The 14,889-nt window shown below is 60.8% G+C and carries 13 protein-coding genes and 1 tRNA gene; 7 read left to right on the forward strand and 7 right to left on the reverse strand.

Features of this window, described 5'->3' with window-relative positions:
* Positions 1–31: 31 nt before the first annotated feature.
* From R0V12_RS04720 to R0V12_RS04740, 5 genes are all read left to right on the forward strand, one after another.
* The gene (locus tag R0V12_RS04720) at positions 32–1,387 is read left to right on the forward strand and encodes an FAD-dependent oxidoreductase (protein ID WP_413774864.1); all 1,356 of its coding nucleotides are present in this window, start codon (positions 32–34) and stop codon (positions 1,385–1,387) included.
* A gap of 10 nt (positions 1,388–1,397) precedes the next feature.
* Positions 1,398–2,108, forward strand: coding sequence for a chymotrypsin family serine protease (locus R0V12_RS04725; protein ID WP_071573057.1), 711 nt, complete (start codon positions 1,398–1,400; stop codon positions 2,106–2,108).
* A gap of 130 nt (positions 2,109–2,238) precedes the next feature.
* Positions 2,239–3,462, forward strand: coding sequence for a Na/Pi symporter (locus tag R0V12_RS04730; RefSeq protein WP_240492779.1), 1,224 nt, complete (start codon positions 2,239–2,241; stop codon positions 3,460–3,462).
* Positions 3,463–3,601: 139 nt separating this feature from the next.
* A complete protein-coding gene (locus R0V12_RS04735) occupies positions 3,602–4,252 on the forward strand; it encodes a DUF1707 SHOCT-like domain-containing protein (RefSeq protein WP_256005620.1) in 651 nt (216 codons plus the stop codon).
* A 22-nt stretch (positions 4,253–4,274) separates the two neighbouring features.
* Positions 4,275–5,561: a pyridoxal phosphate-dependent aminotransferase gene (locus tag R0V12_RS04740; RefSeq protein WP_320072944.1), complete on the forward strand. Its 1,287-nt coding sequence runs from the start codon at positions 4,275–4,277 to the stop codon at positions 5,559–5,561.
* Here R0V12_RS04740 and R0V12_RS04745 read toward each other — a convergent pair.
* Both R0V12_RS04745 and dcd read right to left on the reverse strand, forming a co-directional pair.
* Positions 5,558–6,826 (reverse strand): UDP-glucose dehydrogenase family protein, encoded by a 1,269-nt coding sequence (locus tag R0V12_RS04745; protein WP_320072945.1) that lies wholly within the window; start codon positions 6,824–6,826, stop codon positions 5,558–5,560. The genes R0V12_RS04740 and R0V12_RS04745 overlap by 4 nt on opposite strands.
* An 11-nt stretch (positions 6,827–6,837) precedes the next feature.
* Positions 6,838–7,401 (reverse strand): dCTP deaminase, encoded by a 564-nt coding sequence (gene dcd / locus R0V12_RS04750; protein ID WP_070479603.1) that lies wholly within the window; start codon positions 7,399–7,401, stop codon positions 6,838–6,840.
* A gap of 44 nt (positions 7,402–7,445) precedes the next feature.
* On the opposite strand from dcd, the gene R0V12_RS04755 reads away from it, so the two are divergent.
* Both R0V12_RS04755 and R0V12_RS04760 read left to right on the forward strand, forming a co-directional pair.
* A complete protein-coding gene (locus tag R0V12_RS04755) occupies positions 7,446–8,345 on the forward strand; it encodes an esterase/lipase family protein (protein WP_320072946.1) in 900 nt (299 codons plus the stop codon).
* A gap of 57 nt (positions 8,346–8,402) precedes the next feature.
* Positions 8,403–8,473 (forward strand) — tRNA-Gly (locus R0V12_RS04760).
* Positions 8,474–8,624: 151 nt separating this feature from the next.
* Here the strand turns inward: R0V12_RS04760 and R0V12_RS04765 are convergent.
* Genes R0V12_RS04765 through R0V12_RS04785 form a run of 5 tightly spaced genes read right to left on the reverse strand, consistent with a single transcriptional unit; the run spans position 8,625 to position 14,855 of the window.
* Positions 8,625–10,016, reverse strand: a complete 1,392-nt coding sequence (locus R0V12_RS04765; RefSeq protein WP_320072947.1) for an ABC transporter ATP-binding protein — start codon at positions 10,014–10,016, stop codon at positions 8,625–8,627.
* Positions 10,013–10,699, reverse strand: a complete 687-nt coding sequence (locus R0V12_RS04770) for an energy-coupling factor transporter transmembrane component T family protein (RefSeq protein WP_256005628.1) — start codon at positions 10,697–10,699, stop codon at positions 10,013–10,015. The genes R0V12_RS04765 and R0V12_RS04770 overlap by 4 nt, the downstream gene beginning before the upstream one ends.
* On the reverse strand, positions 10,692–11,288 hold the full coding sequence (locus R0V12_RS04775; protein ID WP_070361801.1) for an MptD family putative ECF transporter S component: 597 nt from the start codon (positions 11,286–11,288) through the stop codon (positions 10,692–10,694). The genes R0V12_RS04770 and R0V12_RS04775 overlap by 8 nt, the downstream gene beginning before the upstream one ends.
* Before the next feature lie 34 nt (positions 11,289–11,322).
* On the reverse strand, positions 11,323–13,071 hold the full coding sequence (locus R0V12_RS04780) for an ABC transporter ATP-binding protein (protein WP_320072948.1): 1,749 nt from the start codon (positions 13,069–13,071) through the stop codon (positions 11,323–11,325).
* On the reverse strand, positions 13,068–14,855 hold the full coding sequence (locus tag R0V12_RS04785; RefSeq protein WP_070361799.1) for an ABC transporter ATP-binding protein: 1,788 nt from the start codon (positions 14,853–14,855) through the stop codon (positions 13,068–13,070). Before R0V12_RS04785 ends, R0V12_RS04780 begins: the two co-directional genes overlap by 4 nt.
* Positions 14,856–14,889: the final 34 nt, after the last annotated feature.

Genomic DNA, 14,889 nt, shown 5'->3' on the forward strand with positions numbered 1-14,889 from the left:
CTAGCTTCAAAAACCGAAAGGACATATTTCTATGAGTCTGCGCGTCGCTGTCGTAGGTGCCGGACCAGCCGGTATTTACGCATCCGATCTGCTCATCCGCAATCAGGAGCACGAGATTCACGTTGACCTGTTTGAGCAGATGCCTGCGCCGTTCGGCCTCATCCGCTACGGTGTCGCCCCGGACCACCCGCGTATTAAGGGCATCGTGAAGTCGCTGCACAACGTGATGGATAAGCCGAACCTGCGTTTCCTGGGCAACATCACCGTCGGCCGCGACATCACCATTGATGAGCTGCGCGAGTACTACGACGCCATCATCATCTCCGCGGGCGCTGTCCGCGACCGCGAGTTCCTCGTCCCTGGCGGCGACAAGTCCATCGGCGCCGGCGAGTTCGTCGGCTTCTACGACGGCAACCCGCGCTTCGAGCGCTCCTGGAACCTGGAGGCACGCGAGGTCGCAGTGGTGGGCGTCGGCAATGTGGCGCTGGATATCTCCCGCATCCTTGCAAAGACCGGCGACGAGCTGCTGGTCACCGAGATCCCAGACAACGTCTACGAGTCCCTGAAGAACAACAAGGCCGAGGTCATCCACATGTTCGGCCGTCGCGGCCCGGCGCAGGCGAAGTTCACGCCGAAGGAGTTGCGCGAGCTCGACGAATCCGACACCATCCAGGTGCTCGTCGACCCAGAGGACATTGATTACGACGGCCCCTCCGAGGAGCTGCGCCGCGCCGACAAGTCCATCGACCTGAACTGCCAGGTCCTGGAGCAGTACGCGATGCGCGAGCCGGATGATGCCCCGCACAAGATCCGCATTCACTTCTTCGAGTCCCCAGTCGAGGTGCTCACCGAGGGCGACGACATCGTCGGCATCCGCACCGAGCGCACCGAGTTCGACGGCGAGGGCGGACTGCGAGGCACCGGCAAGTTCACCGACTGGCCAGTCCAGCAAGTCTACCACGCCATCGGCTACCGCTCCGAACCCGTCGAGGGCGTCCCGTTCGACCTTGAGCGCCACGTCATCCCGAACGACGGTGGCCACGTCCTCGGCGAGGACGGCTTCGAGGACTCCCTCTACGTCACCGGCTGGATCAAGCGTGGCCCGGTCGGCCTAATCGGCAACACGAAGTCGGACGCGAAGGAAACGACCGACATGCTCATCGCCGACGCTGACGCCGGCAAGCTCACTGCCCCGGTCCACGAGGACCCGGACGCCATCCTCGGACTTCTCGACGAGCGCAGCATCGACTACACCACGTGGGACGGCTGGTACCGCCTCGACGAAGCGGAGCGCAAGCTCGGCGAAGAGTGTGGCACCCACAGCCGCGAGCGTAAGAAGATCGTCGAGTGGGACGAAATGGTCTCCTACGCCCACCACAAGCAGTAAGCTGCTGGCTATGCGCCAGTTTATGAAGAAGATCGCCGTTGCATGCGTGGGCGTCGCCACCGCCACTTCCCTGCTCGCCCCCGCCGCCGACGCGCGGCCGATGGTGAACCAGGGCGACCGCGTCCGCCTCGACATGGGGCTCGCCTACGGTATCTGCACCGTCGGCTACGTGGACCATGCGCGCAACCAGATCGCCATCGCGCGTCACTGCGTGAAGTTCCCGTTCCAGCAGGTGCTTGACGGCAGCGGCCGGCGCATCGGCACGGTGATCTCCTTCCCCGGCTGGCTCGTTTCCGCCGACGGCCCCAACGACTTCGCCTACGTCACCCTCTCCGGCGCTACCGCCGGCGCCAACCGGTTCTCCGGCAACGCGAAAGTCCACCCCAACGCGGTGCGCCCGGGCGAACGCGTCTGCTCCTACGGCGCCACCACGCGCCGCGAGTTCTGCGGGCACGTCACTGGGGTGCGCGGCAACATGGTGGCAACCTCCATCGCCGGGCCTCGCCACGGTGACTCCGGCGGCCCCATCTGGATCCCGGGCCGTGGCTTCGTCGCCGTCACCTCGGGCGGGGTATGGAAAGACAAGAAGTACTGGATGACCGGCTCCTACCCGGAGCTGTACTTCGGACCCGAACTGCTGTCTCCTGTTTCTATGGACCTTGACCAGCCCACGACGTCGTCAAACTCGATCCCGGGCTGGTACGCGCGGCAGCTGCGATAAGTTCGCCTAAAGTTTACTTTGGTGTTACCGACCGTGCACGTGCGCACATTATGGTGATACGTTGGCCCACACCTTGGGCCCTTTTTGGCGAGAGTTTTTTCAACGACAGGAAGCGCTTCATCATATGAGCATGGACACCGCGACAACGACGTTCACGCACCACCCCGACGGAGCAGACGCAGGTAAGAAAGACCCACTGGGTTTCCTGCCGTTCGGTGGCCCCTTCAAGACCTTCGTGGACTGGATGTCCGTCGTCGTCGCGGTGTGGCTGCTGCTCAACGCGGTGAGCATGATCGGCGCCGGCTTCCAGATGGCCGCGGGCGACCGCGCCGAGGAACTCTTCTCGTTTGCACAGAACCCGTTCGTGGGCCTGGGCATCGGTATCCTCGCCACGGCAATCATGCAGTCCTCCTCCACCACCACGTCGATTACTGTCGGCATGGTTGCGGGTGGCCTGCCCATCGAAATCGCCATCCCGATGCTCTTCGGCGCCAACCTGGGCACCACCGTGACCGCCACCCTCGTCGCGCTCGGGCTTTCGGGCAACAAGGAGCAGTTCCGCCGCGCCTTCGCGATGGCCACTGTGCACGACTTCTTCAACCTGATCGCCCTGGCCATCTTCATGCCGCTCGAGCTCGCCACCGGCTTCCTGCAGAAAACCTCGGGCGCGATCGCGCACTACACCAGCGGTGGTTCCGGCGGCATCCTCAACACAATCTTCAGCGGCATCGGCGACTTTGTCGACGCCATCACCGAACCACTCGTCTCCCTCGCCGAAACCGCCGTCAGCCCGCTGAGCCACGTGTGGGGCGGCATCATCCTCTCGATTGGCGGCATCGCCCTGATCATGGTGGTCATCGGGTTCATCGGCAACATGCTCGGCACCCTGCTGGTCGGCCGGGCGCAGGAGTTCCTGCACGCGGCACTCGGCAAGGGCACCCTCTCCGGTGTGCTTTCCGGCGCCGTCATCACCACGGCGGTACAGTCCTCCTCCACCACCACGTCGCTGACGGTGCCGCTGGCGGCGTCGGGCAAGTTCCACATGCGCGACCTGTTCCCGTTCGTGGTCGGCGCCAACATCGGTACCACGGTCACCGGGTTGATCGCGGCGTTTTCCGCGCCGCCCGAGGTTGCCGAGGTGGCCATGCAGACCGCCCTGGTACACACCCTCTTCAACACCTTCGCAGCGATCATCATCATGTCGGTGCCGTTCCTGCGCGCACTTCCCCCGAAGGGTGCCGAGTGGCTCGCCGGACTCGCCGATAAAAACAAGGTGTACATCTTTATCTGGGTCGGCAGCGTGTTCTTCGCGCTGCCACTGCTGGCGATCTTCATCACCAACTTGGTGTCCTAGGGCCCGACAAAACCCAAACTGTAGTAACAGGAATGTAGTAATCCGGATTTTGGGGGCCCCTTTCGAGGATTACTACATTCCTGTTACTACACTTTGCAGGTCTAGGACGGGCCACACCAGCCAAGTATGCTTAGGAGCTATGACCATGCCTCAACCGAATCCGAATTTTCAGTTCAATTACCGCATCGGCGACACCGACCGCAATGACGCGGTGACGGCGTTGTCGGTGGCGTTCGGTGAGGGGCGCCTGACCATGGACGAGTTCGATAGGCGGTGTGCGGCTGTCGCGAAAGCGGAGTACTCGCCGGACTTGATGGCGTTGTTCCAGGATTTGCCGCAGAAGCCGGGCCAGTGTCAGGTGCCGGCGCAGCAGGTCCAGAACTCCCCGGTGTACACGAGTGAGGACATTGAGCTGGCCCGCAGGAGGGGTCGCAATGTGCGCGGTGGTCTGATGGGCTTGTCGACGATCGCCAGCCTCGCTTTCATCGTCGTCTTTTCCGAGATGGGCGAAAACTTCCTGGCCGTACTGTCACTGCTCATCATCCCGACCGTGTTCATCCTGCTGTACGTGATGAAGGTCGGGCCGGACAGCTGGTACGCGCCCTCGGTGCGGCAGATTCAGCGGGCGCAGCGCCAGGCGGTCAAGATGCAGCAGTTGGAGTTGCAGTCGCATCAGGCGGCGGAGATCGCGATGCGGAAGCAGCAGCAGCGCCAGCAGATGGACCAGCTGAAGAACGATGCGTTGAATATCGCGCAGCAGACGATGCAGCGGTTCAACAAACGTGGTTAGGTTCGGGCGCTAGTATTGGCACATGGCCAACAAGAAGCAATCAGAAGCACCAGAACAAACAACCCCGCAGCACACGCCTTTTAAGCGGCACCGGCACTTTGACCAGGCCGAGAAGCTGAAGAACGTGTTTTATGACATTCGCGGCCCGGTGAGCGCGACTGCGGAGGAGATGGAGCGCGACGGCCACACCATCCTGAAGCTGAACACGGGCAATCCGGCCGTGTTCGGGTTTGAGGCGCCGGATGTGATCATGCGCGACATGATTGCTAATTTGCCGACGTCGCAGGGCTACACCACGTCGAAAGGCATTATTTCGGCGCGGCGTGCGATTGTGACGCGCTACGAGATGATCCCAGATTTCCCGGCGTTCGACATCGATGATGTCTACCTGGGCAACGGTGTGTCTGAGCTGATCAGCATGGTCACGCAGGCTTCCCTCAACGAGGGTGATGAGATCCTCATTCCGACGCCGGATTACCCGCTGTGGACGGCGGCGTCGACACTTGCGGGCGGCAAGGTGGTGCACTACAAGTGCGACGAGGAGGACGACTGGAACCCCTCGCTGGAGGACATCCGCTCCAAGGTGACCAGCAAGACCAAGGCGATCGTGGTGATTAACCCGAACAACCCGACGGGTGCGGTGTACTCGCGGGAGACGCTCGAGGGCATCGCGGACATTGCCCGCGAGCACGAGCTGATGATCTTCGCCGACGAGATCTACGACCGCATTCTTTACGACGGTGCCCAGCATATCTCCATGGCGGAGGTTGCCCCGGACGTGATCACCCTGACGTTCAACGGCTTGTCGAAGGCGTACCGGGTGTGCGGGTACCGCGCTGGCTGGATGGTGATTACGGGGCCGCGTCGCCGGGCGAAGGGCCTCATCGAGGGGCTGGACCTGCTGTCCGGCACGCGCCTGTGCGCGAACGTGCCTGGCCAGCACGCGATCCAGGTGGCCCTGGGTGGACGCCAGTCGATTTACGAGCTCACCGCGGATGGCGGCCGCCTGCACAAGCAGCGTAACGTCGCCGTGCGCAAGCTGCGCGAAATCCCGGGCATCTCCGTTGTGGAGCCGAAGGGCGCCCTGTACGCCTTCCCGAAGATCGACACGGAGATGTACCACATCCACGACGACGAGCGTTTCATGCTGGATCTGCTCAAGAGCGAGAAGATCCTCATGGTGCAGGGCACCGGCTTCAACTACCCCACCCCGGATCACTTCCGCGTGGTCACGCTGCCGTGGGCGTCACAGTTGGAGAACGCCATCGAGCGCCTCGGCAACTTCCTTTCGGATTACCACCAGCACTAGCGGATGACTCGCCACCCCGCCTTGTGCCAGGTGGGGATATCGAGGGCGTTGCGGGCGTCGATAATTACTCGCTTGTCGACGCCCACCAGCGGCTCCAGGAACGCATCCCACTCGGTCGCCAGGATGCACAGGTCCGCGCCAGCGGTGGCCTGCGCGAGCGTGCCGGGAAAGTCAAGGTCGGGGTAGGCGGCGCGGGCGTTGTCGAGGGCCTTCGGGTCGTGGACGCGCACGCGAGCGCCGGCGTCATGGAGGCGCTGCGCGACGTCGAGCGCCGGCGAATCCCGGATATCATCCGAGTTCGGTTTGAACGCCGCACCCAGCACAGCGATGGTGCGCCCCTCCAACGTGCCGAGCTCCCGTCGCACCAGGTCAACGATGCGGGCGCGGCGGCCTTGGTTGATGGCGTCGACCTCCCGGAGGAAGCGCACCGAATCCCCGGCGCCGAGTTCTTCGGCGCGCGCGATGAACGCACGGACGTCCTTCGGTAGGCAACCGCCGCCGAAGCCGAGCCCGGCGTTCAGGAACTGGCGCCCGATGCGCGCGTCCATCCCGATCGCGTCCGCAAGCTGGGTGACGTCCGCGCCTGCGGCGTCGCAGACCTCGGCGACCGCGTTGATGAAAGAAATCTTCGTGGCCAGAAACGCATTCGCCGCCACCTTGACCAGCTCAGCGGTGGGAAAATCCGTCACCAACATTGGTGAGCCCTGCTCAATAGGAGTGGCGTACACCTCCCGCAGCACCTGCTCCGCGCGCCCACCCGGGCGCTGCCCCACCACGATCCGGTCCGGTGCCAACGTGTCCTTCACCGCGTGGCCCTCACGCAGAAACTCCGGGTTCCACGCCACCTCCACCGAATCCGGGAAGCGCTCCTGCAGGCAGCGCGCCGTGCCCACCGGCACCGTCGACTTCCCCACCACCAGGTGCTCCCCCTCAAGGATTGCGGAGAGGTGGGAGGTGGCGTCGTCAAGAAATGAAGTGTCCGCGGCAAGCCCTCCAGCAACCTGCGGCGTGCCGACGGCCAAAAAATGCACCCGCGCGAACCCCGCCACCTCGCGCAGATCCGTCGTGAAGCGCAGGCGACCCGACGCCGTGTGGCGCTGCAGCAATGTGTCGAGGCCGGGCTCGAACAACGGCGCCCTCCCCGACTGCAGGGCCGCAACCTTGCGCGCATCCGTGTCCACCGCCAGCACCTCGTGGCCCAGCTCAGCCATGCACGCAGCGTGCGTCGCCCCCAAATACCCCACGCCGACCACCGACAACCGCATACGCGAGGCCCCTACCGGAAGTTCAAATACGCCTTCGACGGCGTCGGACCCCGCTGCCCCTGATACTTCGAACCCAACGCGCCACTGCCGTACGGCACCTCCGCAGGCGACGTCATCGCGAACAACGCCAACTGGCCGACCTTCATCTCCGGCCACAACACAATCGGCAAATTCGCCACATTCGATAACTCAAGCGTGATGTAGCCCGAAAACCCCGGATCGATAAACCCGGCCGTCGAGTGCGTCAACAGGCCAAGCCTGCCCAGGGAGCTCTTGCCCTCCAGACGCCCAGCCAAATCCGCCGGCAACGTAAACTTCTCCAACGTCGACGCCAACACAAACTCGCCCGGGTGCAGCACAAACCCCTCGCCCTCGGGGACCTCAACCAGCGTGGTCAGATTCGGCATCTCCTCACGCGGATCAATATGGGTATAGCGCGAGTTATTGAACACGCGGAAGAACCGATCCAAACGCACATCCACCGACGACGGCTGCACCAACGCAGCGTCATACGGCGCAATACCGAGGCGTCCCGAATCAACGGCGTCACGAATGTCATGGTCTGAAAGAAGCACGGCGCCAAGTCTAGCCTGCTTTCACGCGGGGCTAAAGTAAACGCATGCACCGAATCCTCTCGACTATTCTCCTGACCGCCGCACTCGCCAGTGCGCCAGTGGCCTCCGCCGCCACGACCGACACCAGCGACATCTTTAACGACGCCTCTTGCGTCCCCGCCGCCGACAAAACAACACCCGTGCTCTATGTACACGGCACCTCCGCAAACACCGAAAAGTGGGCCCAAAACGCCGTCGCCCTCAAAGCCGCAGGCTACTGCGTATGGGGCTTCAACTACGGCCGTGGCAGCGGACTGCCCTCCCTCTTCCCCGGTTCCTACGGCAACGCCGACATCAACAGCTCCGCGCGCGAACTCGCGCGCAACGTCGAACGTGTCAAGGAAGCAACCGGTGCCGACCAGGTCGACCTCGTCGCACACTCCCAAGGCGGCCTGCTGGTGAAGAAGTACATCGCCGAGCTCGGCGGTGGCGACAACGTCCGGCGCGCAGTCACCGTTGGCGCCACCTTCCACGGCACCGACCTCAACGGCACCGGCAAAATCCTCTCCCCCATCGCCCGCGCATTCCCGCGTCTCGCAGCGTTCTTTGCAGGACCAGGCGCAGTCCAACAACTCAACGACTCCCCCGTCATCCAAGCGCTCAACACGCTTCCCGACACCCAAGCCGGAATCGTATACACCTCGCTCTACTCACCATCCGACACCACCGCCACCCCAAACAGCACTTCAATCCTGCAGGCCGTCGACGGAGCGGACGTCGCCAACATCAACATCGAAGCATCCTGCCCGAACTCAGGCCGAGTCTTGCACCCCAACATGCAATCCGACCTCACCGTCGCAGCCCTCACCAGATGGGGACTCGAGCGCACCGCCGACGACCGCACTCCCAACCAGCGCGCCTGCTCACTCAGCGCGCTCCCGGAGGTCGCCGGCGCCGACCGCTAGCGTTTGGTAAAGCAGCAGCGTGGTGCTAAAATTACCCACTGCTGCATTACATGCGCTGCCGGCGTAGTTTAGTGGTAGAACATCAGCTTCCCAAGCTGAGAGTGCGGGTTCGATTCCCGTCGCCGGCTCACTATGACGTCGAAAATGATAAGTAGGCGTTTGCGTTAGCGCGTACGCCCCAAGGGGGTCAAGAAAATCGCTTGCGTTAGCGAGTGTATAGCGCATTAGCTCTGACCTGCGGAAGCGCTTTCCTCTCTTTCGGCTGAGCGAGCGTTTGCGTTAGCAGGCGTTGATCTGGTCAAGGCGGACGCTATGGTCGGCGACCTCGGTAACGAGTTCAGCGTCGTGGGTGATGACAATGACGACGGCACCAGTGTCAGCGAGTTTACGCATTACTCGGGAAATCGCGACAAGGTGCTTGTAGCCAACACCGGACGTGGGTTCGTCGAAGATGTAAACTTTCTTGTTCGCAGCAAGCGCTGTAGCAATAACCAGGCGTTGGCGCTGCCCGCCAGAGAGTGCTTGGGGATGGTCAGCCTCGTGGTCGGCAAGGTCGAGTTCTTCAAGGATCGCGTGGGCATCGATGTGTTGCTTTTCGGCTTTGGTCGTGCCGAGCGTGACTTCGTCGATGACGGTATCTGAGAACAACTGTCGGGTAGGGTCTTGCATCACAAGGTAGGCGTCACGGCTGGGGAATTTTTGTCCATTGAGTGTGATGGATGCGTGTTTGGCTTTTTCTAGTCCGCAAACAATGCGTGCCAGGGTTGATTTCCCTGAACCGCACGGGCCGAGGAGCGCTGTGATTTTCCCTGCCGGAAACAACACGTGGTTAATATTGAGGACTGTGTTTCCGTGGCGGTAGGCAAAGGTGAGGTTGCTGATCTCCAGCCCCTCCCCTGCCGGTTCCGGAAGTTGTGGCATAGGCACAGTTACTAGGGATCGCAGTCCAAGCTGTTTGCGCTCCTCATCCGAGGTAGCGTAGAACTCTTCGCCGGTTGCGGTGAGGACGATGTTGCCTTTATCGAAGTAGTAGACACGGTCAGCGATCCCGGAAAGAAAACTCAGCCGGTGTTCAGCAATGATGATCGTGTGTCCATCAGCTTTGAGCCTGGCGATGAGTGTGGCGAGTTGGCCGATAAGATCAGCTGATAGGTTCGCGGTCGGCTCGTCAAAGACGATCAGCGACGTGTTGTTGCACATGGCGACGGCGCAGGCCACGCGTTGCATCTGCCCGCCCGACAGCTGTGTGACGCGGGATTCCAACAGGTCGGCGATACCTAACTCGGCTGCAACCTCGTCAATGCGGGCACAGATCTCCTGCGGGGCGCGGCCGAGATTTTCTGGGCCGAAGGCGAGTTCTTGGCGCACGTGAGTGGTGTAGAACTGGGTGCGTGGGTTTTGAAACACTGTCGAACAGTGGTGGGCAAGCTCTGATAGATCTACTCGTGCCACGTCAATGTCGTCGACTGTGACGCTTCCGGTAAGGTCGCCGTCGTGAAAGTGTGGGATGAGCCCGTTAAACAGCCGTAACGCGGTGGTCTTCCCCGACCCTGAAGCGCCACACAGCAAGGTGACGGTTCCGGGTGTGATGGTGATGGTTGCGTCATTGATTGAGGGGTGGTCTGCTCCCCGATAGGTGAAGGTGACGCCGGTGGCTTGGGCTATTGTCATAGGACGATTCTCCATATCGCGAAACCGATAACGATGAGCAGAATGACTGCGTCGATCACACGGAATTTCACGACCGTGACTGAGGTGGGCTTTGCGGTTCCGCCCAGTCCGCGCACGAGGGCGGCCGATGCCAGTTCGTCCCCACTGCGTACCACGGTCGATAGCAGCGGGATTGTGAAGTACTGGGCCGCGCGCAGGGAAAGCGCGGACATGCCGCGTAGTTTCATCGCATCTGAGATCGCTTTAACCTCGTGGCCGATCACAGGCAGCACACGTAAGGCAACCGAGATTGGGATCGTGAAACAGGTTGGGATTCGTGAGCTGGCGAGTGCTTTTTGCAAGGTGGCGGGTCGGATCACGCCGATCGCGTAGGCTCCCATTCCTGCGCTGACACTGAATCGCCACATCCACTGCAAAAACAGCACGAGGAACGCGCTGACCGTTGACTTCCACACCAGTGGTATCACGAAGACGAGCCCGCCGAGGACCGCAAACGTGGCCAGGTAGACGGCCACCCAGCTCGGGCGCACGAGCGTGTTGGGGTTGATCGCAGCGCTCGCCAGCATCACGGCGGCGAATCCGCCCAGAGCACACACGAACCACGGCGAGTAGGCACTGTAGATCGTGGTGGAGACGATGACGAGCGCTACGATAATCGTGCGCGGGTCGGGAAGTTTAGACAAGACCGGCCCGTTCAAAGTGCTTACGCGCCACCCTGGTTCCCAACAGACCAGCAAGCCAGCCCACGATGAGCATCACAACGAAGAAGCCCAACAGAATCGGAATCGTGACAACCTGCGCCATCTTCGCGGCATACTCGGCGCCCATTTGTTCGGCGATCTGCGACATATATGCGTCTTGGTCCATAAATAGCGGCATCCACGGGGAAACATAGATCGGCAGAATAAACAGTGCGTATGCCAGCGGAACGCGAACCTTCACGCTCTTCGGCCCCTTGGTAATGACTAGGTCGGCGAGCAGGCCGAATACAGCGGCCACCGCGATTCCCCCTACCCAGTGGCCGGTCACGAAGAAGAGGATTTCGATGATAATCAGCATGATTGTCAATGCCCCCATCTTCGGAGTGCGTGCTGTGAACAGCGCAAAGACGATGCCGTTAACGAGAATAGAAAGCAAGAAGCCGGCATACATGGCGGCGGGGATGAACCCGAGCATTCCGAATGCAAACACGATGACGAACATCAAGGCGGTGAAGACGCCAATGTTGATGAAGTCGCGCGTGTTGAGGCGCGAGGATGTAGGCGTAGACATAGTTTTTCCTTTCATGTGCTTATACGTGCTGTGTTTAGACGAGTTGCCATCCAGCTGCGTTGATGCGTTCTTGCCAGAAATCGCGGTATTGACCCGGCTGGTTGACCAGCTCGTCGTGGCACCCGCGCTGGGCGATACGCCCATCGTGGGAGAGCACAATGATTTGGTCAGCTTGGCGAATGGTTTCAAGTTTGTGGGCGATGACAATTAGTGTGGAGTGCTTACGCAGCTCGTTCATCGCCGCAACAATGTTGGCTTCATTTTCCGCGTCCAACGCGCTGGTGGCCTCATCGAACAGCACGATCGGGGCTTTCTTCACCAAGGCGCGAGCGATGGACACTCGTTGGCGTTCCCCACCTGACAGTGCACGCCCGCCAGCACCCGCCAATGAATTCCAGCCGTCTGGGAGGCGGTTGACAATTTCCGTCACGCCCGACAGCTCAGCGGCCCACCTGATTTCTTCATCAGTAGCTTCGGGATTGCCAAGGCGAATGTTGGCTTCGAGAGTGTCGTTGAATAAGTAGACGTCTTGGAAGACCAGAGATATCTGGCGCATCAAATCTTCGGTGGTCTGCTCGCGCACGTCCACTCCGCCAACGCGCACGCTGCCGGACTGCACATCCCAGAAACGTGCAACCATCCGGGCGATCGTCGTCTTCCCGCACCCAGATGGACCAACCAGGGCACACATGCCGCCTTGCGGGACATGGAAGGACATATCGTGCAGCACCGGGGTGTCCGGATCGTAGCTGAAGGTGACGTCCTCGAAACGAACATCACCAGGTGCCCTCACTGGTGTAGAGGCATCGGGTTCGGACAGTTCGGGGGCATCCATGACCTTGTCGACGTGGTTCATCTGCTGGCGGCGTTCTTCCAGCCCGGTCATGCAGCCACCGATGTCTTGGAGCATGGTGGTGAACCGCAGGCACATGCCGATTGTGACCACGGCGTTCAGCGCATTCATTTGCCCGCCGAGGGCGAGTTGGGCGGTCAGCCAGATCATTATCACGACGAGGGCTTGGACGAACATTCCATTAATCAGGTTCGCTAATGTTTCGATCCACAATGCTTTGCGGCTTTTGCGGTCAGCCTGTTTGAATGCCCGATCAAGGGCCGGGTAGTCGTCGGCGACATGGCAGGAGCGCAGCGCGCCTTGGCAGGTGGCGAATTCGACCATGCGAGCCGCCAATTCTGACTCAGCTGGTTCGGAAACCTGCTTACCTTTATCAAGAAGCACGCGGGAGATATGGAGGAAGGCGAGCATGATCGGGAACGCGATCGTCAAGGTCAGTCCCAGCCGCCAATCCCAGAACCAGGTTCCCACAGTGATCACCAGCACGGCTGAGAGTTTTTGGACGAGGGAGAAAATGAAGTGCGCCGCCGACTCGCCCAAGTTCATCATTTCCTGGGTGACCATGCGCGACAGTCGGCCAGAGCTACCCGAATCGAACACTCCCAACGGTAGGCGGGCTACTTTGTTACCTATTGCGTGGTGGACGTCGTGAATGAACCCGAGCGCGCCAATATAGCCGGTGCGCATGCCATAAAACTCGATGCCTACACCCGCTACCGAGATCACCGCCAAGGCGATGAGCCAGCCCCAAAACGATAACCCCCACACCGGCATTCCGGTCGCTAGGGCACTTGCTGCGGGAAGCAGAATCAGCAGGGCAAAGCCGTGACACAGTCCTGAGACCGCACCCCACGCTTGACCGACCGAGAGGTCACGCCACGAGGCGGGTTCCATCAAACGCTTAAAGCGTGGCAGCAATAGTTGATTCATCGTGTCATCTCCTCACATGCACCTTGGGCAAGAAGTGCCTGATAGTGCGCATTACCCAACAGCTCGTCGTGTTTACCGACCACAGCAATGCGCCCGCGTTCCATGACGACAATCTGATCCGCGCCCCTGATCGAGGCCAACCGGTGGGCGATCACAATCACGGTTCTGCCTTTGGCAAGAGTCGAGAGAGCTTGTTGAATTTTCGATTCCGATTCCGGGTCCGCCATCGCCGTCGCCTCGTCCAGCACCAACACTGGGGCATCAACCATGAGCGCCCGGGCGATCGCGATACGGGCTGCCTGCCCGCCCGAAACGTGGGTGTCCTCCCCCAACACGGTGTCGTAACCATCTGGCAGGCTCATGATGAACTCGTCGATCTGCGCGGCTCTCGCCGCCTGTCGCACCTGATCCAAGGTTGCGTCTGGCGCGCCCAGGGCAATGTTGTTGTGGATGGTGTCGCGAATAAGCTGTGCATCTTGCAAGACGAACGCGACCGTCGAATACAACAAATCCTGGGAAATGCTCTTTAGATCAACCCCGCCGATAGTGATCGTGCCAGCGTCCGGGTCATCGAAGCGGGCAATTAAACTCGCCAACGTCGACTTCCCCGCACCCGACGGGCCAACCAGCGCGGTCACCGTGCCTGCCGGAATGCTCAGGCTCACCTCGTCTAATGCCTGGGTGTCGTCATAGGCATACGACACACCCCGAATCTCGATATCATGACCGTGTGGTGTCTGTGGCGCATCGGGCTGACTCAACGCTGGTAGCTCCATGACGTTCACCAGCCTCACTGCCGCAGACCCTGCGAGCTGGTACGACCAGGCGATGGTTGCGACTGCCATCAACGCTCCCGGCAGCACCAAGGCGATCAACGTCGTCGTTATCACCTCGTAGATGCTCACCCAACCGGCGTTCATCATCAACGCGCCACCGCCAAGGTTCACGATCAACAACACCGGGATCGACACCCACGAAAATGAGGCGACCGACATCGACACCAGCGGCATACACCACGCCCGGTAGAACTTAGAAAACTCGTTAGCCGCATCTAAATAGGCTTTATGTGCTTGGCCGACCTTGCCGAATGCTTTCACCACTGAGATACCGGCAACGAACTCGGCCATCGTTGCCGAAACCTGAGCGAGCTTGGTGTCCATTTGTGCGGTCTTCTCATTCATCCCACGCATCGACATGCCATACATGCCCACATAAATCGGAATCGTCGCAATCGACAGCAGAGCGAGCCGCCAATCCACCACAAACGCATACACCAACAAGGCGAGCGGGGATACGATCGCGTTCAGTTTCTCAATCGGCCCGTGCGCGATCACTGTATGCACCGTGGCCGTATCATCCTGAATGGTCTTGCGGATCTTCCCCTCACCCTCGCGGGTAAACCACGACAGCGGAGCAGTCGACATTCGGGCGGCAATTTGCCGACGCATCTGATTACGCAACGACAGGTCAATAAAATGCGTCACGCCCAATGCAACAAAATATAAGGTCAACCGGGCCATGTATGCGCTGACGAGGAGCATGACGATCCAGTTCACCCGCGCCGGGTCCACCTGGTCTTGCATAAGTTCTCTGCCAAGCTCCACCAGAGCCACATACGGGGCAATAGCCAACACGCCTGAGAGAAAAGCCAAAACCTGCGCGATAAACAGTTTGCCTTTCACCGGCTGCGATAGCTGACGGATCGCGTTCTGGCCAGCGACAGATTTTTCCTTCGCGGACCCATACTCACCGTCAACAACCTGATCCGTTACACTATCGTTCACGTAAACACCATCCTTATTAGGTAAGTCTAACCTT

The sequence above is a fragment of the Corynebacterium sp. UMB2355A genome, from assembly GCF_033877495.1.
In the GTDB taxonomy this organism is placed as follows: Bacteria; Actinomycetota; Actinomycetes; order Mycobacteriales; family Mycobacteriaceae; genus Corynebacterium; species Corynebacterium pseudogenitalium.

Bases quoted from the DNA above. Each gene is read 5' to 3' on its own strand.
- R0V12_RS04730 (WP_240492779.1), top strand. From the start codon at position 2,239: ATGGACACCGCGACAACGACGTTCACGCACCACCCCGACGGAGCAGAC.
- R0V12_RS04725 (WP_071573057.1), top strand. From the start codon at position 1,398: ATGCGCCAGTTTATGAAGAAGATCGCCGTTGCATGCGTGGGCGTCGCC.
- R0V12_RS04780 (WP_320072948.1), bottom strand. From the start codon at position 13,071: ATGAATCAACTATTGCTGCCACGCTTTAAGCGTTTGATGGAACCCGCC.
- R0V12_RS04720 (WP_413774864.1), top strand. From the start codon at position 32: ATGAGTCTGCGCGTCGCTGTCGTAGGTGCCGGACCAGCCGGTATTTAC.
- R0V12_RS04735 (WP_256005620.1), top strand. From the start codon at position 3,602: ATGACCATGCCTCAACCGAATCCGAATTTTCAGTTCAATTACCGCATC.
- R0V12_RS04740 (WP_320072944.1), top strand. From the start codon at position 4,275: ATGGCCAACAAGAAGCAATCAGAAGCACCAGAACAAACAACCCCGCAG.
- R0V12_RS04765 (WP_320072947.1), bottom strand. From the start codon at position 10,016: ATGACAATAGCCCAAGCCACCGGCGTCACCTTCACCTATCGGGGAGCA.
- R0V12_RS04755 (WP_320072946.1), top strand. From the start codon at position 7,446: ATGCACCGAATCCTCTCGACTATTCTCCTGACCGCCGCACTCGCCAGT.
- R0V12_RS04775 (WP_070361801.1), bottom strand. From the start codon at position 11,288: ATGTCTACGCCTACATCCTCGCGCCTCAACACGCGCGACTTCATCAAC.
- R0V12_RS04745 (WP_320072945.1), bottom strand. From the start codon at position 6,826: ATGCGGTTGTCGGTGGTCGGCGTGGGGTATTTGGGGGCGACGCACGCT.